Here is a 22,002-nt window from a genome sequence, read left to right as displayed (position 1 = left end):
TCTCTTATCCCCGGAACGCCTGATAGACTTCCCGTCGGGTAAGAGACCGAACCGGATCAAAATACCCTTCCGGCAAACTCTTCGAGGCTTCATCGGGATTCATTGCGTACTTCAAAATCCCCTGCTCGGCACACCAGTCCATGGCGCCCCAGTGGATATGCTGATAGGCTCCTGTGGCCTTCATCTGTTTCACCCGACGCTGGACCGCCTCCTTGCGGGGTGCAAGGAGCATGGCGATCTCGCCCCAGGTAATGGGCTGATCCAGGCGCAAACGGTTGTCAGAGTATACGATCCCCCGGCTCTTCTGCAGGCGAACCAGCTTCTCAAAGCCGGGCTCCTCCCGGCCCACATCGGCGAAGGGGCTCTCTGCCATCAGTTCTTCCACCGTTACCACCCGGTATCCATATTTCCGCAGCAGCTCCAGCTGCTTGGCCAGGCCGAAGGCCACCGGGGTCCGCCGGGCCATGTTGTACCCGTCCTTCTGGAAGATGATCTGGCCGCACAGGGCATTCGGATCCTCCTCCAGAGCCTTTCGCATGGGCTCCACCATGGCACCGATCTCCGCGTTCATGGTCTCCCGGGCAGAGCCATGGGTGATGGGGAGCCATCCCGCGCCGTCAAAGGAAGCCGCCAGATACAGATATTCCATCTGATCGTAGACATCGTAGCTGCTGAATCCCCCCGCCATCTTGTCCACATAATGAGGCGGCCGGCCCATGGTCATCTCATAGCCATACTTCTCCCGCAGCAGCCGGTGCAGGCGGGTGAGATCCTCCACGGCCTCATCCACGCTTTTGAGATACTCCCGCTTCCCATAGACGAAGGGCTTCTTACCAAAAATGATATGACGGTATCCATGGTTGGTGACCTGGTGCCCTTCGTCGATGATCCGGTGCATGAGCCGCTCGTTATGAACGACGCCGCCCCGCTCATCCTGGTTAATGTCCGGGTAATGGTCGTACCGGACCCCACCCCAATCGGCCTGCCCGCTTCTGCCTGCGGTGTCCGGATAATTTTCTCCGGTATCACCAATCACGTCAAAGGTGCCCTTGGCGTCATACTCCTGTAAGGTATCCAGCAAGATATCGGTCAAAGAACGTCCGCTGAACTTATCCGGGACCGCCGGAAGATCCATCGGGCCATCATCAAAGGTCATGGCGACCACCCGCTGAGACGTCTTCACGCACTCGATTCGACGGGTATAACTCACGTGGCGGGGCTGTTCCGGCATGAACTTCTTCAACACGCGCTTCCCCGCTTTTCCTGCTTTCACGATCAGCGACATAGTTTTTCTCCTCTTATTGATGATCCACGCTTACTTCTTCTTATGGCGCGCACGCCACTCCGCAACAAATGCCTTAACCGCAGAATAATGCAGCAATACGATGCCCACAAAATACACAGCACAGCCGGCAAACAGTTTGCAGGCCGTACGAACGAGCACGCTGGAGATCCTCAACTCTGCCACCGCCAGTACTGCCCCTACCGCCAGGGCGGTACTTACGGCACACTTCCCATAGCTCTTCCACTGGGCAAGGAGACGGAACTGAGGCAGCAGCTTTTTTACGTCCCTGTTCAGAAGGATCACGGACAGCACCGCAGAAAGGCTGGTGGCCAGCGTGACCCCCAGCACCCCCATGAACAGGCTGAGCACAATGCTCATGACAATATTAAACACCACCGACACCATGCTGATCACCATGGGCCCCCGGGTCCTCTGATAGGCAAAGTGCACCCGGATCAGAAGCTCCCGCAGCGCAATGACCGGGAACCCAAGAGCAAATCCCACCAGCGCCAGGGTGGTGCTGTGCACACTCTCCAGGGTAAACTCCCCTCGATAGTACACAAGAGACACAATATCTCCTGCGCTGAACACCGTGATGATCGCCACCGGCGCCAAAATCAGCACCATCAGCGTCGCAGCCCTGGTAAGGGTCCGATTCATCTTCTCCTGATCGCCCTCCGTGGCGATCTCCGCAAACCGGCTGAGCAGGATCAGGTTGATGGTGGCGGTGAAGGTCCCTGTGACAAACTGCTCCAGCGTATTGGCATAGGTATAGGAAGAAGCCATTCCTGCGCCAAGATAGGAGCAGATGGCTTTATCCACCACACCATTGAGCTGGATGACCACATTGCTCAGCAGGACAGGCAGCGCCAGGCGCCAGACCTGCCGCACCCGCTCATCCCGGAAATTCAGCGCAGGGGTAAAGGTATACAGTCCCCGGCAGCGCACATGGAGCAGCACGACCTGGATGACATTGGCCACATAGTAGGCGTAAACCAGAGCCGACAGCCCCAGCTTTTCCCCAAAGGCCAGCATGAAAAAGATGGTGATGGGGTTATAGATCACCCCATATAACTTCCCAGGAATAAAGATGTCATTGGCGTTTTGCACCGCAGCATAAATAGACTGGAAGGCAGAAAACAAAAACGCCGCAGAAAACAACCGCAGGTAATGGGCCAGCACCTGGATCTCCTGGGCCGTATAGGCCGGGGCCAGAATACGCCCCACCTCGGCAGAAAAGACATCCAGTAAGATCACCAGCACGGCTGCGCCCAGCAGGAACAGGCTGAGCACCCGGGAGGCTACCTTGCCTGCGGCCTGCTTGCTCTCCCGCATGGCAATGGAAATATATACCGTCACCAGCGCCGTGGTCAGCGCCGTGGTAAAGGCTGCCGACAGGTTGATCATGAATTCGCTGGAAATAAAATAGGTGTCCGTGGCAATGTTGGAGCCATAGACATTGGCAATGATGCTCTGTCTGAAAAAGCCGAGCACCTTGGACAGCAGCATCACAGCCGCCACTGCGGAGGTCGATTTCAGTAGATTCCTGCCCATCATGACCCTCCAAGCAGGTTGCGCAGATGCCGCCGCCCTGGCGCCTTATCCCCCAGCAGGTTCCCGTCCTGGGGGACCGCCGGGTTCAAGATCACCTTCATATCGCGGCAAAAGTCACGGACCCTTCCCCTGGCCAGTGCTTTCCCCGCCGCCAGCACACAGTGGGGAAAGACCTTCATGGCCTGCCCTACCTGATAGCGGGGTTCACAGCTGGAAAGGTCCAGTGGGTCCGCCTGGCCCAGAGTAGCCTTGACCCAGCTCTCATAAAGGGTAGAACCGGCCGCCGTCGCCAGGCAGGCGCTGCCCCAAAGCCGGGGATTCACTTCCAACAGGAAGGGCTGGTCCGGTGTGCCTTTAAAGTCCAGCATGGCAAGGCCGCGGAATCCCAACGCCCCCAGCAGCCGGGCACCATACTCCACCAAAGGACGGCTGAAGACCGTCCGGCACAGACAGGTGGGCCCCCCGGACAGAGGATACTCCCGTTGGCTCACATAACAAAAAAAATCCACCGGACGGCTCTGTTCGTCCATTATCATGGCCAGGCCCACGTCCTGTCCGGACAAATAGTCCTGGACGACCGGAGCGTTCTGGACTTCCTCCATGGCCCGATACTGGGTCTGAAACCGGGAGGGGCCTTCCGCGATCCGGTACCGCTCCCAGGATTTCAAGCCCAAAGACTCGCCGTCACGGTACTTTAAAATAACAGGATATCTCACCCGAAGGGAGAGTTCCTCCACCGTCTCTTCCCGACGGCGCACGTAGGTCTCCGGGGTGGGGATCCCCAGAGAAGCAGCCAACCGCTGTACCTCAGCTTTGTCATCCGCCCGGTCCAAAACCTCCGGCGGAGAGACCAGCACCTTGACCTGGTCCCTCCACCCGGCGCTCCGGGAGAAGGAACGGAGGGTCTCCCGTCCCACCGGCAAAACCACGCTCCCGGTTGGGCTGGCCCCGGCGATCGCCAGGGCCGGCTCTTCCTGCGGGGACCAGCGAATGGTTTGCTGACAATACTTGCTGTAAAATCCCAGGCACTTTTCCCGGGAAACTCCATCTGCCTCTCCACAAACCACCTGATATCCCGCCTGGGACAGGCTCCACAGCGGTGCCAGCGCCATTTTATATCGAATATCCGTAATTACTATATTCATTGTGTTGCTCTAATGATCCTTTTTCCTTTATCGAAATCCACGGGTATACTTCTCAAAGGACTCCTTGAGCCGGTATCCATAGGTGGCGACCAAATCGCCCGGAACCTCTTCGCCTCCCATCGGCAGCATTGCGCTGCGGGACGGCGCAGCCAACAGCCGGTCCAGAAGTTCATCAAAGAACTCTCCGTCGCACAGATGCGCCACACCCCCGGCAATGTTCTCCAGCCAGAACAGGTCGGTCACATCCAGTCCTGTCTGATCTTCGAATCGACTTAAAATATAGACGCCACGGCGCAGCTCTCTGCTGGGGGCCTCATAGAATACCGTAAAGTATACATCCCCCTGCCACCGGTGAAAGACATCCCATGCGACCGCAGGCGCGCACTGGTGGTACAGCTTCCGCAGCAGTTTTTGCCCGGTCCTCCCCCCCAGACGCAGCCAGCGGACCTGGCCTCGCTCGGTTTGCTCTGCAAGCCACCGTCCGGTGTTCCGGCTCAGGAAGGGGGTCTTCGCAGGTTCAAAGCAGAAACTCTCTGCCAGCTGGCGGAAGAGCAGGGCCAGCTCTCCCATCCTGTCTTCGTCGATGCGATCCAGCATCCGGTTCAAGATCCGCAAGAATTCATCTGTATGCAGGTAATGGACTGCGTTTTCTCCGCCGTCCCGCTCCACCATACTGTAGATGAGCTCTTTCATATACTGGATGCCGCAGAAATAGGAGGCGACGGTGGCGCACTGCGCCCGCTTCTCCCCGTCACACCGAAGCCCCAGATACCCGTCAAAGGTCTCCAGCTCCCGCCGACGGCTATCCTGCAAAACCATCAGGATCCGTTCAATGCTGCTGCATTCAAAGTTGTTATCGCCGAAAAAATACACGGCGTTGTCGCTGACTTTATTCCCGAAACTCTGACACCAGAGCTGTCCCTGCCGGCTCAGCTTTTTCTGAAAATCTGTGTTGAAAAAACGGACCCGAACTTCTCCCTCCGCGCCGTAGTCTCGCTCAACAAAGTAGAGGTCACTGCGCTCCGGGGGACCATAAAAGTCCTCATACCACTTAAACAGCAGATAAAAGCTGTTTTCCTGCTGGCCCGAAGCCACCCAGGCCATGGTTGTCCAGGCTTCGCAAGCGGGTGTCCCTTTTCCGGCATATTTGTCAAACATCCGCGCGATTTGCGGATCGGACAGTATGTCGTGGTACATCCAACATATTTTGTGCTGTTCTGTATCTTCCATGAGCTGCTCAAAGGCCTCACGGTGCAAATATATGGGTTCGTCGAAGCACATAGCGCAGACCTCATCCTTCATCCATTCTATCGGGTATATTCGTTATTATAACAGCCCTCTCCCCCCACTTCAATCAGCAAGATGCCCATTCTTGCAAAAAACTTCTCCCTGCAACGAACAAAGGGAGACAGCCCATGCTGTCTCCCTTTGGTTGCTTCGTTTGCCAAAGCCTCACAGGGGATCCCGTTCCTGAGGGATGGGATCAAAGGTGAGGATCTCTTCCTCCACAGGAGGCGGCGCTCCCTGCAAGGGTGCCTCCCCCGTTTCCGTTCCTCCCTGCTGCATCTGGAGCCACTGCTCCTTGGTGATCAGCAGCTGGCGGGGCTTCGATCCCTCAAAGGGTCCCACGATGCCCCGCTCCTCCATCTGATCCACCAGACGGGCCGCACGGGCATAGCCCAGCTTCAGTCTGCGCTGCAGCATGGAGACCGAGGCCTGTCCCAGTTCCAGGATCACATCCACCGCCGCCGGGAACACCTCGTCCAGATCATCATCGGTCCCCTCTCCGGCTGCAAAGGACCCGCCATGGGTTTTTCCTTTCTTCTCCGCTTCGGTCACGTGCTGCTCGATCTGCTCCATGACATCATCGTCATACTCTGCCGTGCTGTTCTGCTTGACGCAGTCCACCACCGCTGCCACTTCTTCATCCGAAATGAAGCAGCCCTGGACACGCAGAGGCTTCCCAGAACCCAGAGGGAACCAGAGCATATCGCCCTTACCCACCAGCTTCTCTGCCCCCGTGTTGTCCAAAATAATGCGGGACTCCAGGGAAGAGGCCACAGCAAAGGCGATCCGGGAGGGAATGTTGGCCTTCATAAGGCCGGTGATCACATCCGCAGAAGGACGCTGGGTGGCAATCACCAGATGCATCCCCGCTGCACGGCCCATCTGTGCCACCCGGCAAATGGATTCCTCCACTTCCTTGGCGGCCACCAGCATCAGGTCGGCCAGCTCATCGATCACAATTACGATTTTTGGCATGGGCGTCGCGTTTTCCTGTCCCTTGGCCCATACATTATAGGAGGACAACTCCCGGACCCCTGCCTCGGCAAAGAGGCGATACCGCTTCATCATCTCGGTCACCGCCCACTGCAGAGCGCCGGCGGCCTTCTTGGGATCGGTCACCACCGGGATGAGAAGATGGGGAATCCCGTTATACCCTCCCAACTCTACCATCTTGGGGTCCACCATGATAAGCCGCAGCTCTTCCGGCGTGGACTTATAGAGCATACTGACAATAAGAGAGTTAATACACACAGATTTACCGGAACCCGTGGTACCTGCAATGAGCATATGGGGCAGTTTGGCACAGTCGCCCACAATATAGTTGCCCCCAATGTCTTTGCCCACGGAAAACGCTGCGCTGGACTTATGACGGCGGAACGCCGGAGAATCCAGCACTTCACGGATGGGTACCGGGATCACCACGCTGTTGGGGACCTCAATACCCACTACGGAGATCTTTCCGGGGACCGGTGCGATCCGGACGCTGGACACACCCAGTGCCAGTGCCACATCGTCAGAGAGATTGGTAAGCTTATTGAGCCGTACCCCCTGTTCCAAAGCCACCTCATACCGCGTCACCGAAGGGCCCTGTACTGCGCCGGTGACGTGTCCGTCGATCCCGAAGGAGGCCAGCACACTGGAGAGCCGGCTCAGGGTCCCTTCCAGCTCCTCGTGGGCGGCTTTGGCACTCTCGCCGCTGGGTTCCGTCAGAAGGGTCAGGGGTGGGTACACATACGACTTTCGTTCCTCTTCCAGGGACTGTTCAATGGTGCGGCTCACCGCCTCCGCCTCCCGGCGGATGGCGTCCCGCTGCTGGGCCCGGGTGGGTTCTGCCGGTTCCGGCGGGGCGATGGGCTCCTCCGGCCACGGGGGAGCAGGTTCTTCCTTACGGGGTTCCGGTTCTATCCCTGCGGTTTCCTGCCGCTGCTGTTCCTGCAGCACCTCATCCGGTCGTTTTACTTTGGGATTCCGGTCGAAAAAGGACGGTTTCTTCTCTCGGGGTCCCTCAGCGCCGTCCCGTGGGGTGTGCCCATGGGGTTGAGACGGCCCCTCATCCAGAGGAATGTCCGCCGGACGGCGGTGGCCCAATCCCCATTTCCGCCGGAGGGGCCAGAAGGGCTCAGCGGAACGAGGGGGAGGCGGCAGTTCCTCCTCCGGATAGGGCGCCTCATAGCCCCCCTCCTCATAGGGTTCATCATAGCCGTCATATCCCTCGTATCCATCGTCCTCCGGGCGCATCACTTTTCTGATATAAGCAAGCACCCGAGCAGGTGTAATACGGAAGGCCACCCCAAGCAGAAGCAGGATCCCCACGCAAAACAGCAGACCCGCTCCGATCTTGCTGAACAGAGTAACGAAACCGATGCTCAGCAGACCACTCAACACGCCGCCGCTGTGCAATGCCGTTCCGCTGCTCCATAGCCCGGCCACGTCCAGGCCCTGTTCCGGCACCGGACCCATGGCCAAAATCATATGGAACAGCGCACCAAACAGCACCGGCAACAGGCCCATGCACCACAGTCGGAGGCAGACCGACCGCTCCCGCTGAAGAAAGAGCAGGAGCGCTGCGCCCACCAGGACCGCTGCTACGGTCCAAAAACCGTATCCCACCAGTCCCTTGATCCCTCTGCAAAGCAGATCCGGGACCAGCGCATGTATGCCGCACATGCCCAAAAGAACCAGCAGCGCGAAAAACAGACACACGATGCCCCCAACGGTACGGGCCAGGAGGTTGGGCATATAGACCGGCGCCCGCTTTTTCCGGGTATTCCCGGTTTTTTTCTGCCCGGACTTCTGTTTTCCTTTTGTGGTTTTCTTCTGCGTAGACGCCATATCCTCGCTCCTTGCTATGGGTTAAATCATCAGTGGAAAATAAGGGTTGCCACAATGGCGGCTGCGCCGATGCCCCAGCAGTAGTAGGCAAAGTTCCCGAACTTCCCCTTGTCTGCCAGGAGATTGACCAGACGAATGGCAAAATAACCGGAAACCGCAGCCACAATGGTGCCAACGATGTAAGCCGGTAAGAGAGAGACATCGATCCCCTCTTTCACGGCGTCGCCAATGCTCACAATGTTTGCGCCCAGCACCGCAGGGATGGAGAGCAGGAAAGAAAAGCGAACCGCAAACTTCCGCTTCAGTCCCCGCATCATACCCACAGAAATACTGGTACCGGACCGGGAGAGGCCGGGGACCACCGCCACTGCCTGACCCACGCCGATGAGAAGGGCGTCCACCATGGTGGTGGAACGGGCCGCCTTCTTTCCCTTGGCGATCCGGTCGGAAAAGAAGAGCAGGGTACCGGTCACCAGCAGGGCAAAGCCCACAAAGACAGTGTTGCCATAAAGCTTTTCTACCTGATCCTTAATGGGATACACGACGAACAAAGGCAGGGTCGCCACGATGATCATCACGATCATCCGCCCCCTGGGAGACAGCCGCTGGGGCTTCTCCCCCTTTTCCTTCTTGGAGAAGAGGTTCTTGATGATCAGGATGAGTTCCTTGAACAGGGCTACAATGTCCTTCCAGTAATACACAAAAATCGCGATCAAGGTACCCAGGTGGAGCAGCACGTTAAAAAACATACTGCTCTCAGGATCACTCATACCAAAAAAATGCTGGAAGAGGGATAAGTGGCCAGAACTGGAAATGGGAAGAAACTCCGCAATTCCCTGGACCAGGCCAAGAAAAATAGATGATAAGAAATTCAAGGTAATCTAACTCTCCTCAGGCAGTGTACAAGGCCTTCATAGCCTTATAGGTCATATAACAATCCAGTTTTGCCGTGGTCTCAAAGGGAGCGTGCATAGAGAGCACCGGCACCCCGGCATCGATGGTGTCGATGTTCCGGTTTGCCATGTAGCAGGCCACCGTGCCGCCGCCGCCCTGGTCGGTCTTTCCCAGCTCTGCCAGCTGCCAGACGACCTGGTTCTCCGCAAAGATACGGCGAACCTTGCCCACCAGCTCCGCAGACGCATCCGAAGCCCCGGATTTTCCCCGGACGCCGGTGTACTTGCTGATGCATACGCCATAGTTAAAGAAGGCGCTGTTGCGCACCTCATAGGCTTCTGCAAAATTGGGATCGTAGGCAGCGGTCACGTCAGCCGACAGGCAGAAGGAGGTCTCATAGCAGGACTTGAGGGGAACTCCCTGTCCCTGGCACAGGTCACTCATAAAGGTGTCGAAGGCAGCGGACTGCATTCCCGTCACACCCAGAGAACCGATCTCTTCCTTGTCTGCCAGCACGCAGACGCCCGTGGTCTCCGGGGTCTCCAGCTCCAGCAGGGCCTTCAGGCAGGCATAGCTGCACACCCGGTCATCCTGACCATAGGCGCCAATCACAGATCGGTCCAGGCCAATGTCCACCGCTTTTACTGCGGGGACCGCCATGAGCTCTGCAGACAGGAAGTCTTCCTCCACCATGCCATACTTCTCATGGAGAAGGTCCAAAATCGCCAGCTTCACCCGGTCGCTTTCCTTCTCCTCCCCAAAGGGGCGGCTGCCCAGGAACACATTCAGCTGCTCAGCCGTTACAATGGCGCCCATGGTCTTTTTGGCCTGATCCCCTGCCAGGTGGGGCAGCAGATCACCCACCGTAAACTGCGGATCACCAGGGTCTTCCCCGATCCGCACGGAAACGGTCTTGCCGTCCTGCAGGACCACCACACCATGGAGGGCCAGAGGAATGGTGGTCCACTGGTATTTCTTGATGCCGCCGTAGTAATGGGTCTTGGCGTAAGCCAGTTCCCGCTCCTCATAGAGAGGGTTCTGCTTTAAGTCCAGGCGGGGGGAATCAATATGGGCTGCACCGATGACGGTACCCTCGCTCAGAGGCTTCTTGCCGATGACCGCCAGCATGAGGGCTTTTCCCCGGTTGTTCCGGTATACCTTGTCCCCCGGGCGGAGGGTTTCTCCCCGGACCAGAGGCCGGAAGCCGGCTGCTTCCGCCAGCTTCACCGCGTAGTCCACGCACTCCCGCTCGGTCTTTCCTTCGTCCAGAAAGGTTTTATACCCCTCACAATAGGTATGCATGGCCTCCAGGTCTCCCTGGGCCAGGCGGTCATACCCATTGGTCCGGTTCAAAAACAATGCTTTCTTCTTCTGCTGTGCCAGCGTCAGTTCCTTGTTCTCTTCCATGGTTCATTCCACCTCCAAAATCTCGCGGAACAGCGCCTGCGCCCGCTGGGCAAAGATCTCAACTGTATCCTGCTCGGTGCTCTCCAGCGTATAGTCACAGTGCTCCTGAAACCAGGCGCTGCTCTTCTGGGCAGAAACCCGCAGCCGGGCGTACGCCTCGGAGATCCCCTCCCGGGCCATGATCCGCTTGACCCGCAGGTCCTCCGGAGCTGTGACTGCTACAGTGCAGTCACAGTACCGCAGCAGGCTGCTCTCCAGCAGCGCAATGGCATCAATGGCCGCCGCGGGATACTCCTCTGCCTTCGCCTGGGCAATGCGCTTTCCGGTCTCTTCATCTACGTATTTATGAGTGATCTCATTTAACTCTGCCAGGGCCGCTTTGTCCTGAAAGACAATGGCCCCCAGCTTTTTCCGGTCTAACACCGTTCCCTCATACACATCGCCAAAGCGGGCGATCAGTTCCTCCCGCATGGATGCACTGCTCACCGTCAGATCATGGTACACCGCATCTGCATCGATGACGAGCCCGCCCAGAGAAACCAGTGCATTGAGCGCCGTGGTTTTCCCCGCGCCGGTGGGGCCGGTAATTCCAATCACTTTCATCGTTCTGTCGTCTCCTTTATCCATGCCAGAATCTCCTGGGCCGGGATGCCACCCTCCCGGAGGATCTTCGGCGCAGGGCCCGTCAGATCCACAATGGTAGACTCCACACCCACTTCGCAGGGGCCGCCATCCACGATCCCTTCGATCTCCCCGTCAAAGTAGGCCCACACCTCTTCCGCGCGCTTGGGACTGGGCAGATCCGAAGGATTGGCAGACGGGGCAGCCAGGGGCGTCTCCGCTTTCTCGATGAGTTCCAATGTCAAAGGATGGTCCGGGCAGCGTACACCAAGGGTATCTCCCCCTGCCGTCACTACGGAAGGCACCACACCCCCATCTTTTAACACCATTGTCAGGGGCCCGGGCCAGTATTTCTCCGCCAGCTCATAGGCCACCGGAGGAATTTCCCGGCAATAGCTCTCTGCCATCTTCATCCCTGTCACCAAAATACTCAGGGGCTTCCCGGGATTTCGTTTCTTCACGGTGAAAATGGTTTCCACCGCTTCTTCCTTCTCTGCGCTGGCCGCCAGGCCATACACCGTCTCTGTGGGCACCGCCACCAATCCTCCCTGCTTCAGCAGTTCTGCCGCCTGGGAAAGATTCTGCGCCGTAAACCCAAGGGTTTTTTCCCCCGGTCTCATGGATCATTCGCTTCCTTTCTGTCTCTCTGCCTGCTCATGGAGCACAAGACCGTCAATAATTTCATCCAGGTCTCCGTTCATGATACCATCCAACTTATACAGGGTCAGCCCGATCCGGTGATCCGTCACCCGACCCTGGGGAAAATTATAGGTCCGGATCCGTTCGTTTCGCATTCCTGTCCCCACCTGGCTGCGCCGCTGACCGGCGATCTCCGCCTCCCGCTCCTGCACAGCTCGTTCATACAGCCGCGCCCGGAGGATGGACATGGCTCGATCCTTGTTCTTATACTGGCTGCGCTGGTCCTGGCACTCCACCACGGTTCCTGTGGGCAGATGGGTGATCCGAATGGCGGATTCCGTCTTATTGATGTGCTGTCCCCCGGCTCCCGAAGAACGGAAGGTATCGATCCGCAGGTCATTGGGGTCCAGGTGAAACTCTACTTCGTCCACCTGGGGAAGCACCGCTACCGTACAAGTGGAGGTATGGATCCGTCCGCCGGACTCGGTTTCCGGAACCCGCTGCACCCGGTGCACACCACTCTCGTGTTTCAGGCGGGCGTAAGCGTTCTCCCCGGCCACCAGGCAGGATACTTCTTTCATCCCGCCCAGTTCGGTCTCGCTGACGCTGGCGATCTCCCAGCGCCATCCCTGCTTCTCCCCGTACATGGTATACATCCGGTAGAGATTGGCGGCAAACAGCGCCGCTTCCTCTCCGCCTACCCCGGCACGGATCTCTAAAATCACATCTTTTCCGTCCATGGGGTCCTTGGGGATCAGCATCTGACGCAACGCCTCCTCCTGGCGAACCAGGTCCACCTTGAGGCCGTCATATTCGCCCCGGGCCAAGTCCCGATACTCCGGGTCGGACAGCAGCTCCGTGAGCCCCTGCAGTTCCCGTTCCGTGGCCTCATACCGGCAGAAGGCCTCCACCAGAGGGGCGAGTTCCTTCTGTTCCCGGTTCAGCTTCGCCAGCTTCTCCGGGTCCCCGTAGGTCTCCGGCTGGGCCAGCTCCGCCTCGATCTCTTCCAGGCGAAGGGCAAGAGCGCGCAGCTGTTCCCGCATTATCCCTCTTCCTTCTCTTTCTCTTTTTCCTTCTTGGCAGCCCGTCTCTCCTCGGCCTCCCGGCGCTGATAGTCCAGCAGCATAGCCTCGTACTGGCTCATCATCATGGAGTACTCATAGGCTGCCGCTTCGGACTCAGACATGGGAGAAGTGTCCTCCTCTGCCTTGTCCCCGTCCTTCTTCTCCTGCTCTTCCTCGATCTCGATGAGTTCACCGGCCTCTGCCTTCTCATCCATGAGGTCAAACAGTTCCTGCATCTTTTCTTCCAGAGAGTTCTCTTCAAAAACCTTCTTTTCCTGCTCAGACATATTCTTTTTCTCCTTTTGCTTTTTTGATGTTCTGCTTCTCCATCCCACAGTGATTATGGGTTGTTTTCTGCTTCAATGGCCTCCGAGAGGCTCTCCCAGGTCTCCATCAGGCGGTCATACTCCTCCCGATAAGCACCTTCCTGCTCCAGCAGTTCCTGGAGCTTCTGATAGTCGGTCGCTGCCGCTTCCTTTTCTGCTTCCAGTTCCTCCAACAGCTCGTCCAGCTTTTCCATCCGCTTTTCCGCGGCAGCCAGCTCTTTCTTTAACTGCTTGGTTCCTCCAGAGCGTTTCGGCTTTTCTTTCTTGGGCTTTTCCTCTTTCTTCGGCGGCGGGGTCAGGCTCTTCTGCCGCTCCCGCATGGCCTGGTAGGCCGTATAATCCCCTCGGAAGTCCGAAATTTTCCCGTTCTCCAGGGTCCAGACCCGGGTGGCAAAGCGATCGATAAAGTACCGGTCATGGGAGACAAAGAGGAGCGTGCCCTCGTAGTCCTCCACCGCGCTCTCGATCCACTCACGGGAGTCCAGATCCAGGTGGTTGGTGGGCTCGTCCAGGATAAGAAGATTCACCTTCTCATCCATGAGCATACACAGCCGCAGGCGGCTCTGCTCGCCGCCCGACAGAACGGAGACCGGTTTAAACACGTCCTCCCCCTGGAACAGGAACCGGGCCAAGCGGTCCCGGGCCTGCTGGGGCGTGCAGTTGGCCTCGTAAATCATGGTATCATACAGGGTCCGCTCAGGATGGGAAAAGCGAATTTGCTGGGGCAGGTACCCCACCTTCACCGTGATTCCCTGCTTCACCGATCCCTGGTCCTGGGATTCTTCCCCCAGAATAATTTTCAGGAGGGTGGACTTTCCCGTTCCGTTATCCCCCAAAAGGGCAATACGGTCTCCATCCTCCACCCGGGCAGTCACCCCTGTAAAAAGGGTCTGCTCTCCAAAGGCTTTCCCCAGGTCGTTGAGGCTGAGCAGATCGTCTGCATGGAACTCCGCCTGACCAAACCGGGCCTGCAGTTTCCGCTCCTTCACCGGGCGGGCGGTCCCGTTGAGCTTGGCCATGCGCTTTTCAATGGAAAAGGCACGCTTGTGGAGATGCTCGGTGTTGTGTTCGTGCATCATACGCACAGTATCCGACAGCCGCTGGAGCTCTGCCTGCTCTTTCTTATACTGCCGCAGCTGCTCCAGGTATCGCCGCTCCTTCTCCACAGCGTAGAAGGAATAGTTCCCTGTGTAAAACTCCGCTTTCCCGTTCTTCAATTCAATGACACGGGAAATGGTTTTATCCAGAAAATAACGGTCGTGAGAGATGATCAGGACCGTCCCCTTATAATGGCTGATGTAATCTTCCAGCCAAACGGTGGCGTTCAGATCCAGGTGGTTCGTGGGCTCGTCCAACAGTAAAATCTCGGTATCCACCAGAATGAGGCGAGCCAGGTTGATCCGGGTCTTTTCCCCGCCGGACAGGTCGGCAAACTGTTTCTCTCGAAAGGCTTTTTCGATCCCAAGACCCGCACAGATCTTTTCCATTCGGGTCTCGATCTCGTAGCCGCCGCCGGACTCAAAGGCCACTTGGAGGCGGTCATACCGGGACAGCAGTTCCTTGTCCCCGCCGGCCAGCTGATCAGACAGCTGGTGTAACTCTTCTTCCATGGCCTTCAGGTCATCAAAAGCGGTCCGTAACACATCCTCCACGGTAAAACCCTGGGGATAGACCGGGATCTGGGAGATGAGGCCCAGCCGCTTGCCGGGGGCGATCTGTACCTGCCCTCCGTCCGCCTCTTCCTGGCCGGTCAGGATCCGAAACAACGTGGTCTTTCCCGCTCCGTTGCGGCCTAAGATGCCCACCCGTTCTCCGGTGTCCACCTGAAAGGTCAGCCCATCAAGGATCGGCTGTCCGATCTCATATTCTTTCTCTAATTCTCGTACTGCAATATCAATCATGAACGATTTCCTCTGCCGTCCGATGACAAAAAACCGCCTGCCCTCTCTTTTGGGAGTGGCGCTGTCACCCAAACTATGATATGATAACTCCATTCAACAGGTGAAGTCCCGGCAAACCGGTCGACCCACCTATCAACAGGAGGCATAACACTATGATCGCACTTCAGTGGCAAGACAAAGTCCTGTCTCTTCTGGACCAGTCCAAGTATCCCGGAGAAGAATCCTGGATCACCTGCACCGACGTGGAGTCCACCGCCAGAGTTCTCTCCTCCGGCGCCATTCTGGACGAAAAAATCGCCGCAGTCGCCGGTGTCTACGGATACTGCCTGGCTGCGCTGGCCCACCAGGACCTGCAGCAGACCCCCGCCTTTGACGAAGCACTGGCCCAGGCAAAGGCCCTTCTGCTGGCCAGCCGTCCCGGCTCCCGGGATATGGCCGCCGCCATGGACTATATGGAGAACCCCCCGGAGGCGTACACGAAAAACGTGGACCGTCTCACCACCCTGCTGGCAACCGCCGTCACCTTTGACCGCCAGCAAGTAGTGGCAGACCGCAACATCTGCCGCAACGGCACCGATATCATGGGAGAAGGCACCCGTCTGCTCCTGCTGGCCAGAGGGGGTGCGTTCCACTCTGCTTCTCCCAGCGGCGCTCTGGGCATCGCCCGTCGGGGCTGGAAGCGGGAGATCCTGGAGCAGCTGACCCTCTGCGAAGGCCGCCCCGCCGCTCCCTCTTCCCTGCTGGCTTATGAGCTCACGGAAAAGGAGCAGATCCCCTGCACCATCCTTCCTGACCACGCAGCCGCCACCTTCCTGGCACGGCAGGGGGCCCATCTGGTCCTCACCGACGGCATCCTGGCCGCCAAGAACGGCGACCTCATGGCACCTGTTGGTGCGTATGAGCTGGCCATCAGCTGCTATTTCCACTCCATCCCCTTCTACGCCGTGCTCAACGCCAATGACATTGAGCTCACCGCAGAGAACGGCACCGCTTTTGGCCAGGAAGAGGGCGACCCCAACACCGTGACCGCTCCCCTCTCCTGCGGACAGGCAAAGGGCTGGACCCCCGCTTACGATGTGATCCCCGCCTTCCTGGTCACCGGTGTCATCACCGACCGGGGCATCGCCTGCGCCCCCTATGAAGAAACTCTGGACGAACTGGTCAAGAATGCCCCCAAAAAGATGATCGTGAATTTCGACGCCTGAGTAGTTTCTCTCTGGCATCGCAGCTCCGTTTCTACAGAATCCATCCTTTCCCGAGCACACCCGGGAAAGGATGGATTTTTTTTCTTTCTCAGCCTTCCGGCGCCAGCCGGCGGATCTCCCGGACCAGTTCCTCAAAGGCCATGCCCCGGGAGGCTTTGAGCAGGATCACACCGCCGGGACGGATGAGCTTCTCCAGATGCTTTTTGGCTTCCTCTTTGTTGGGGGCATAGATCACATCGGACACATGGCCGTGGCAGGCTGCGTCATAAATATTCCAGGCCAGTTCGCCCACCGCCAGGACTGCATCAATGTTTCCCAAGCGTCCGGCATATTCTCCCACGTTGCGGTGAAGCTCCGGGCCCAGCTCACCCAGTTCAAACATATCGCCCAGGATGGCCGCGCGGTAGGACCCGCCGCTCTGAGACAGCACCTCCAGCGCAGCCTGCATGGACTGTGGATTGGCGTTATAGGCGTCATCCAGAATGGTCAGGTCTCCCTGCTTCACCACATTCATTCGCATCTTCGTGGGGACAAAGCGGGCAATACCCCGCATCATTTCTTCCGTCGTCATCCCGAAGTGCTCCCCAATGGCACACGCCATCAGCACCGGGTAGATCATATGATTGCCCAGGGCAGGGACCTCAACCGCAGCAGTGGCTACCGGTGTCTTAACGGTGCACTGAAGCCCCTTAGCGCCCATCTGCTGGATCTCTCTGGCCTCGTAGGGCAGACGGGGGTCTACGCCGCAAAATACAGTCTTGGGGCCAATTTTTCCCTCCAGCGTCCGCAGCAGGGGATCGTCCCCGTTAAGGACCGCCAGACTGTCCGGTTTCATGTAGTTGAAAATCTCTGTTTTGGCCTTCAGGATGTTTTCCCGGCTGCCCAGATTTTCAATGTGTGCGTCCCCAATGTTGGTGATGACCGCAACGTCCGGGCAGACGATCTGCGTGAGATAGTCGATTTCCCCAAAGTGGTTCATCCCCATCTCCAGCACGCAGATCTCATCCTTCCGGCTCAGGCGGAACAGGGTCAGAGGGAGGCCTAACTCATTGTTGAAATTCCCCTCGGTTTTCAGGACCTGATACTTCTCTCCCAAAACCGAAGCGATCATATCTTTTGTGGTGGTTTTTCCCACGCTGCCAGTGATCCCGATGACCGGAATGGGAAACTTTGCCTTATAGGCCTTGGCCACCTGGCCGATGGCCAGTATGGTATCGGGCACCTGAATGTAGAACTTTCCGGGAACCAGCGTCTCCGGCGTCTCCTGGGTGAGGCAGCCGGCCGCCCCACTGGCCAGGGCGCTGCCAATATACCGGTGGCCGTCCGTCTGCTCTCCCCGCAGCGCCACAAACAAAGCGCCGTTGTGAATCATCCGGCTGTCGGTCTCCACAGCGGTAATGGCGGCATCCAACTCTTCCCAGTCCCCCAGGAGCGTGCCGCCGGTGGCGGACAAAAGTTCCCTGACTGTCATAGGTTCCATTGGGCTCTCTCCTTCTCTCCTCGATTCTTATGCCTTTCTTGCCTCCAGAGACCGGTCAATGATCTCCTGACAAAGGCTCTTATAGTCTATCCCCACCGCTGCGGCCTCCTGGGGCACCAGGCTGGTGGGGGTCATGCCGGGCAGGGTGTTGATCTCCAGGAACCACGCCGTTCCCGCTTCATCCACAATAAAATCCGCCCGGGAATACACCGTGAGGCCCAGGGCATGGTATACCTTCAAAGCAGCCTCTCCCAGCGCCGTTTCCCATTCCTGGGGAATGGGAGAGGGACAAACTTCCTCCGCTGCGCCGGGCTGATACTTGTTCGCATAGTCATAGAATCCCGTCTTGGGAATGATCTCAATGGACGGCAGGGCACGGTCTCCCAGAATGCCCACCTGGATCTCCCGGCCGGAGACATACTGCTCCAAAACGCAGCGTCCCCCAAACCGCAGGCCGTCCAGCAGGGCACTGTGCAGCTCTTTCTTGGTATGGGCAATGGCGACCCCGATGGAGGAACCGCTGTCCACCGGCTTTACCACGCAGGGCACCGGTGTCGTGCTGGTCAGACTGTCCACGTCCTTGGCCGTGTAGTTCACCCGCCGCCATTTGGGCGTATGGACCCCAAGGCCTGCAATGAGCCGCTTGGTCAGATCCTTATCCATGGCCAGCGCAGAGCCCAGGTAGCCCGCCCCGGTGTAGGGGATCCCCAGAAGGTCAAAGGCAGCCTGCACCCGGCCATCCTCGCCGCAGGCCCCATGCAGAGCCAGAAACACAATGTCCGCCTTCTGGCACAGCTCCAGCACGCCAAGGCCAAACTTGCTTCCACTCTTCCATTTCCGCTGGTTCTGGATCGCCTCCAGGTCCGGGGCGGTGGGATCGATCTTCTTCCATTTTTCCGTAAGAGGCTGGTCAAAATAGTCCTCCACCGGCCCGGCATAGTCCTCCAGGCCAAAGTACATATCCACCAGCGCTGCCTGATGTCCCAGCTCCCGCAGCGCAAAGGCGATCATGGTTCCGGAGGAAAGGGATACATTCCTCTCCGGGCTGAGGCCACCGGCCAACACAACAATCTTCATAGGCTCTCCTTTCTGATAAAGGAAACGCAGGATTCTCCCTCTTCAGAGGAAAGATCTCCGCTCATTGCAATCCATGGTACATTCTTTGCAGTATAGCATATGTATGAAAAAATCTCAACCAAAACCCGATCTGCTTCTTCTCTTCTCTGTCGCATCTCCCGGCAAGATGAAAAAAACAGACGCACCGGAATTTCTTCGGTACGTCTGTCTCTCTTTTTATCCCTATAGGGTAAAATTAGTCCTTGTAGCCCAGAGCCTTGGGATCGGTCTCGCAAGCGTCTTCGCAGCCGCCGCAGTCGATGCACTCAGAGGTCACAACGCAGACTTCCTTATCGCCGTCCTTGCCCTCAACAATAGCGCCGGTGGGACATTCTTCCATGCACTTTTTGCAGAAGGTGCACAGTTCGGGATTAATAGCATACATAGTTCAGGTACCTCCAATAAATTTTTCTTGGCAGGAAACATTGTACCACATCTTTTGAAAAATGCAATTCAAAAATCATAAAAATTTTGAGGTTATTTTCACCGTTTTCGGGCATGATTTTTATAGAATTTGTCTATAAATTCCACCAGGAAAGTAGGTGCTCTATGCAAAACATATTGAAACCGCCGGAGCTTTTCGGCAATATTACCTCAAATTTGGAGGGCGCTCCCTGTTCGCAGTGCCACGAAAGCCGAAATAATCCCGTCATTTTTACCCAAAAGCCAAAGAAAAGCTCCGCAAAGGAGGGATCCCCATCCAAACCGTAATGTTCACCCCATACGCCCAGGCCAGTCTGGGCGCCGCCGGCACCGCCGCGCAAAAACAAGGATGCAGTTACGTAGTCAGCGAACACCTGCTCCTGGGGCTTCTTCAGGCGCCCTGCAGCAACGCCGCCCGGCTCCTGTTCTCTCTGGGTCTCACCCGATCCAAAGTCCAGCGTCAGCTCCCCGGCGCCCGGGATGCCCTTCCCCTCTTCCCCTGTACGTTCAGCCTCCATCTGGAACGATGCATCCAGACGGCCGTGAAGGAGGCCCGGCGGCTGCACCACACCAAAGTCGGCAGCCGGCATCTCCTTCTGGGCCTTCTCCAGCAAACCGACAGCAGCGCCGCCAGGCTTCTCACCAACGCCGGACTGCCTCCCCGCCTGCTCTCCCGTCAGCTGGCCCAGGCTCTGGGCAGCAGCGGCTCCTACTCTCCCCGGGCAAAGGGCGACGGGGAGTATGTTCCCCCTGCCTCCCCCTCCACCCGGCTGCTGGACCAGCATACCAAAGATATGGTACAGATCGCCTATCAGGGCGGCTACGACCCGGTCACCGGACGAGACGAGGAGCTCCGTCGTCTCGTCCAGATCCTGATCCGCCGCAGCAAAAACAACCCTGTTCTGCTGGGGCAGCCTGGTGTGGGAAAAACCGCCGTGGCAGAAGGTCTGGCCCAGCAGATGGCTCTGGGACAGGTCCCGGAAGAGCTGCGCCGGAAACGGCTGCTCTCTCTGGACCTCTCCTCCGTCATCGCCGGGACCAAATACCGGGGTGAATTCGAAGAGCGGATGAAAAACATTTTGAAAGAGATCAGCCGGGCCGGAAACATCATCCTTTTCCTGGACGAACTGCACACCATCATCGGCGCCGGCAGCGCAGAAGGCGCCATTGATGCTGCCAATATCATAAAGCCCGCCCTGGCCCGTGGGGAGCTCCAGCTCATCGGCGCCACCACCACCGAAGAATACCGGAAGTTCATAGAAAAGGACGCCGCGCTGGAGCGGCGGTTCCAGCCGGTCCGCGTGGAGGAACCCAGCCAGGAAACCACCCTGGAGATCCTGCGTGCACTTCTTCCCCGGTACAGCCGCCACCACGGCCTCGCCTTTTCTCCCCAGGCCCTGCAAGCCGCCGTCACCCTCTCAGCACGGTATCTTCCCGACCGCTGCCTTCCTGACAAAGCCATTGATCTGCTGGATGAAGCGGCATCCCGCACCCGCCTCCAGGCCATGGAGCCCCCAGACGCCCTGAAACAGTTGGAAGCCAGGGTCCGGCAGGCCGCACAGGAACGGGACGATGCCATCCTCCAGCAGGACTACGAGCAGGCCGCCCTCTGCCGCGACGCCGAATCCGACTTCCGTCGAGAGTTGGAAGAGGCGCAAGTGCGTTGGCAGGCAGACCGGAAAGAACCCATAGTAACCGATCAAGATGTCGCTGGGGTCATTGCCCAGTGGACCGGCATCCCCCTGACCAGCCTCACCCAGCCGGAAAAAATACGGCTCCTGAACTTGGAGCAGGAATTACACCAGCGGGTCAAGGGCCAGGACGCCGCTGTGGCCGCCCTCGCCTGCGCCATCCGCAGAGGCCGGGCCGGACTGAAAGAGCCCCACCGGCCGGTGGGTTCCTTTCTCTTCCTGGGCCCCACTGGCGTGGGCAAAACCGAGCTCTGCAAGGCACTGGCACTGGCTCTCTTCCACCGGGAGGACGCTCTGCTCCGCTTTGACATGACCGAGTTTTCAGAAAAGCACACCATGAGCCGCCTCACCGGGTCTCCTCCAGGCTATGTGGGCCACGAAGAGGGTGGACAGCTTACCGATGCCGTCCGGCAGCATCCCTACTCTGTCCTTCTCTTTGACGAACTGGAAAAAGCCCACCCGGACGTCTGGGGACTCCTGCTGCAGATCATGGAGGACGGCGTGCTCACCGACGCCCACGGGAAGTCTACCGATTTCCGCAACACCGTGATCGTCATGACCTCCAACGTGGGAGGAGAACGGCTCTCTTGTGGCACACCCCTGGGCTTTGCCCAGGAGAGGCAGGAACCCGATCGGCGGAAAGAAGGTCTCCAGCGGGAGCTGCGCCAGGTGTTCCGCCCGGAATTTCTCAACCGACTGGACGACATCGTCGTGTTCCATCCTCTGGGAAAGGAAGAGATGACCGCCATCACCCGGAAACTCCTCTCTGGATTCTCCCAGAGGCTGGAAGAAAATCAGGTCCATTTTCTCCCCACCGACCGGGCCATCTGCTTTTTGGCACAGGAAGGGTTGGACCCCCGATACGGCGCCCGCCCCCTGCGCCGCCTCATCCGGAACCAGGTGGAAAATCCCGCTGCCGACCTGCTTCTCGCCGGGAAGCTTCTCCCCGGAGACACCCTCTGCCTGGACGAAGAGAACGGCGCTCTCATGGTCACGCCGCTGCCCTCTCCCGGCTCCTCAGGTCGAATTTGTTAAATTTTGCCATATCTTATCCTCTCCTCCTCTCCAAGTTTTCTGTTGTCTTTCCCAACTCTCTACGTTATAATAGGAGTCAAAAGATTGAAATGGTCCA

General features: G+C 58.1%; 17 protein-coding genes. 2 read left to right on the top strand and 15 right to left on the bottom strand.

Annotated elements, in window-relative coordinates; translation table 11 throughout:
* Window positions 1-4: 4 nt before the first annotated feature.
* The 12 genes from SOR61_RS02710 to SOR61_RS02655 all read right to left on the bottom strand — a co-directional run bounded on the left by SOR61_RS02710 (window position 5) and on the right by SOR61_RS02655 (window position 14,955).
* Entirely contained in the window at window positions 5-1,285 is a 1,281-nt protein-coding gene (locus SOR61_RS02710; RefSeq protein WP_320611157.1) for a polysaccharide deacetylase family protein, read from the bottom strand.
* A gap of 30 nt (window positions 1,286-1,315) precedes the next feature.
* Window positions 1,316-2,839, bottom strand: a complete 1,524-nt coding sequence (gene murJ, locus SOR61_RS02705; RefSeq protein WP_320611156.1) for a lipid II flippase MurJ — start codon at window positions 2,837-2,839, stop codon at window positions 1,316-1,318.
* Entirely contained in the window at window positions 2,839-3,984 is a 1,146-nt protein-coding gene (locus SOR61_RS02700) for an ATP-grasp domain-containing protein (RefSeq protein WP_320611155.1), read from the bottom strand. Before SOR61_RS02700 ends, murJ begins: the two co-directional genes overlap by 1 nt.
* A gap of 27 nt (window positions 3,985-4,011) precedes the next feature.
* Entirely contained in the window at window positions 4,012-5,088 is a 1,077-nt protein-coding gene (locus SOR61_RS02695; protein ID WP_320611154.1) for a hypothetical protein, read from the bottom strand.
* A 348-nt stretch (window positions 5,089-5,436) separates the two neighbouring features.
* Window positions 5,437-8,103 (bottom strand): DNA translocase FtsK, encoded by a 2,667-nt coding sequence (locus tag SOR61_RS02690; protein WP_320611153.1) that lies wholly within the window; start codon window positions 8,101-8,103, stop codon window positions 5,437-5,439.
* 29 nt (window positions 8,104-8,132) lie between these two features.
* A complete protein-coding gene (locus SOR61_RS02685) occupies window positions 8,133-8,978 on the bottom strand; it encodes an undecaprenyl-diphosphate phosphatase (protein WP_320611152.1) in 846 nt (281 codons plus the stop codon).
* 16 nt (window positions 8,979-8,994) lie between these two features.
* The gene (locus SOR61_RS02680) at window positions 8,995-10,404 is read right to left on the bottom strand and encodes an aminopeptidase (RefSeq protein WP_320611151.1); all 1,410 of its coding nucleotides are present in this window, start codon (window positions 10,402-10,404) and stop codon (window positions 8,995-8,997) included.
* 3 nt (window positions 10,405-10,407) lie between these two features.
* Window positions 10,408-11,007, bottom strand: a complete 600-nt coding sequence (gene coaE / locus SOR61_RS02675) for a dephospho-CoA kinase (protein WP_320611150.1) — start codon at window positions 11,005-11,007, stop codon at window positions 10,408-10,410.
* The gene (locus tag SOR61_RS02670) at window positions 11,004-11,645 is read right to left on the bottom strand and encodes an L-threonylcarbamoyladenylate synthase (protein ID WP_320611149.1); all 642 of its coding nucleotides are present in this window, start codon (window positions 11,643-11,645) and stop codon (window positions 11,004-11,006) included. Before SOR61_RS02670 ends, coaE begins: the two co-directional genes overlap by 4 nt.
* 3 nt (window positions 11,646-11,648) lie before the next feature.
* Window positions 11,649-12,707, bottom strand: a complete 1,059-nt coding sequence (gene prfA / locus SOR61_RS02665; protein ID WP_320611148.1) for a peptide chain release factor 1 — start codon at window positions 12,705-12,707, stop codon at window positions 11,649-11,651.
* Window positions 12,707-13,015: a hypothetical protein gene (locus tag SOR61_RS02660; protein WP_320611147.1), complete on the bottom strand. Its 309-nt coding sequence runs from the start codon at window positions 13,013-13,015 to the stop codon at window positions 12,707-12,709. The genes prfA and SOR61_RS02660 overlap by 1 nt, the downstream gene beginning before the upstream one ends.
* Before the next feature lie 53 nt (window positions 13,016-13,068).
* Window positions 13,069-14,955 carry an ABC-F family ATP-binding cassette domain-containing protein gene (locus SOR61_RS02655; RefSeq protein WP_320611146.1) on the bottom strand — a complete coding sequence of 629 codons (1,887 nt, stop codon included), beginning with the start codon at window positions 14,953-14,955 and terminating at the stop codon, window positions 13,069-13,071.
* 152 nt (window positions 14,956-15,107) lie between these two features.
* On the opposite strand from SOR61_RS02655, the gene SOR61_RS02650 reads away from it, so the two are divergent.
* Window positions 15,108-16,160 carry a hypothetical protein gene (locus tag SOR61_RS02650; protein WP_320611145.1) on the top strand — a complete coding sequence of 351 codons (1,053 nt, stop codon included), beginning with the start codon at window positions 15,108-15,110 and terminating at the stop codon, window positions 16,158-16,160.
* Window positions 16,161-16,248: 88 nt separating this feature from the next.
* On the opposite strand, the gene murF is transcribed toward SOR61_RS02650, so the two are convergent.
* The 3 genes from murF to SOR61_RS02635 form a co-directional block, all read right to left on the bottom strand.
* Window positions 16,249-17,640, bottom strand: a complete 1,392-nt coding sequence (gene murF / locus SOR61_RS02645; RefSeq protein WP_320611144.1) for a UDP-N-acetylmuramoyl-tripeptide--D-alanyl-D-alanine ligase — start codon at window positions 17,638-17,640, stop codon at window positions 16,249-16,251.
* A 27-nt stretch (window positions 17,641-17,667) separates the two neighbouring features.
* Window positions 17,668-18,717: a D-alanine--D-alanine ligase gene (locus tag SOR61_RS02640; RefSeq protein ID WP_320611143.1), complete on the bottom strand. Its 1,050-nt coding sequence runs from the start codon at window positions 18,715-18,717 to the stop codon at window positions 17,668-17,670.
* 235 nt (window positions 18,718-18,952) lie between these two features.
* A complete protein-coding gene (locus SOR61_RS02635) occupies window positions 18,953-19,141 on the bottom strand; it encodes a 4Fe-4S binding protein (RefSeq protein WP_320611142.1) in 189 nt (62 codons plus the stop codon).
* 325 nt (window positions 19,142-19,466) lie between these two features.
* Here SOR61_RS02635 and SOR61_RS02630 point away from each other — a divergent pair, with 325 nt between their 5' ends.
* Window positions 19,467-21,905 carry an ATP-dependent Clp protease ATP-binding subunit gene (locus tag SOR61_RS02630; protein WP_320611141.1) on the top strand — a complete coding sequence of 813 codons (2,439 nt, stop codon included), beginning with the start codon at window positions 19,467-19,469 and terminating at the stop codon, window positions 21,903-21,905.
* The last annotated feature ends 97 nt before the right edge of the window (window positions 21,906-22,002 follow it).

Origin of the sequence: Evtepia sp., from assembly GCF_034090835.1 — a bacterium.
Classification (GTDB): Bacteria; Bacillota; Clostridia; order Oscillospirales; family Oscillospiraceae; genus Evtepia.
Note: the sequence above shows the minus strand (reverse complement) of the source record. Positions and strands in the feature narration are given on the sequence as shown.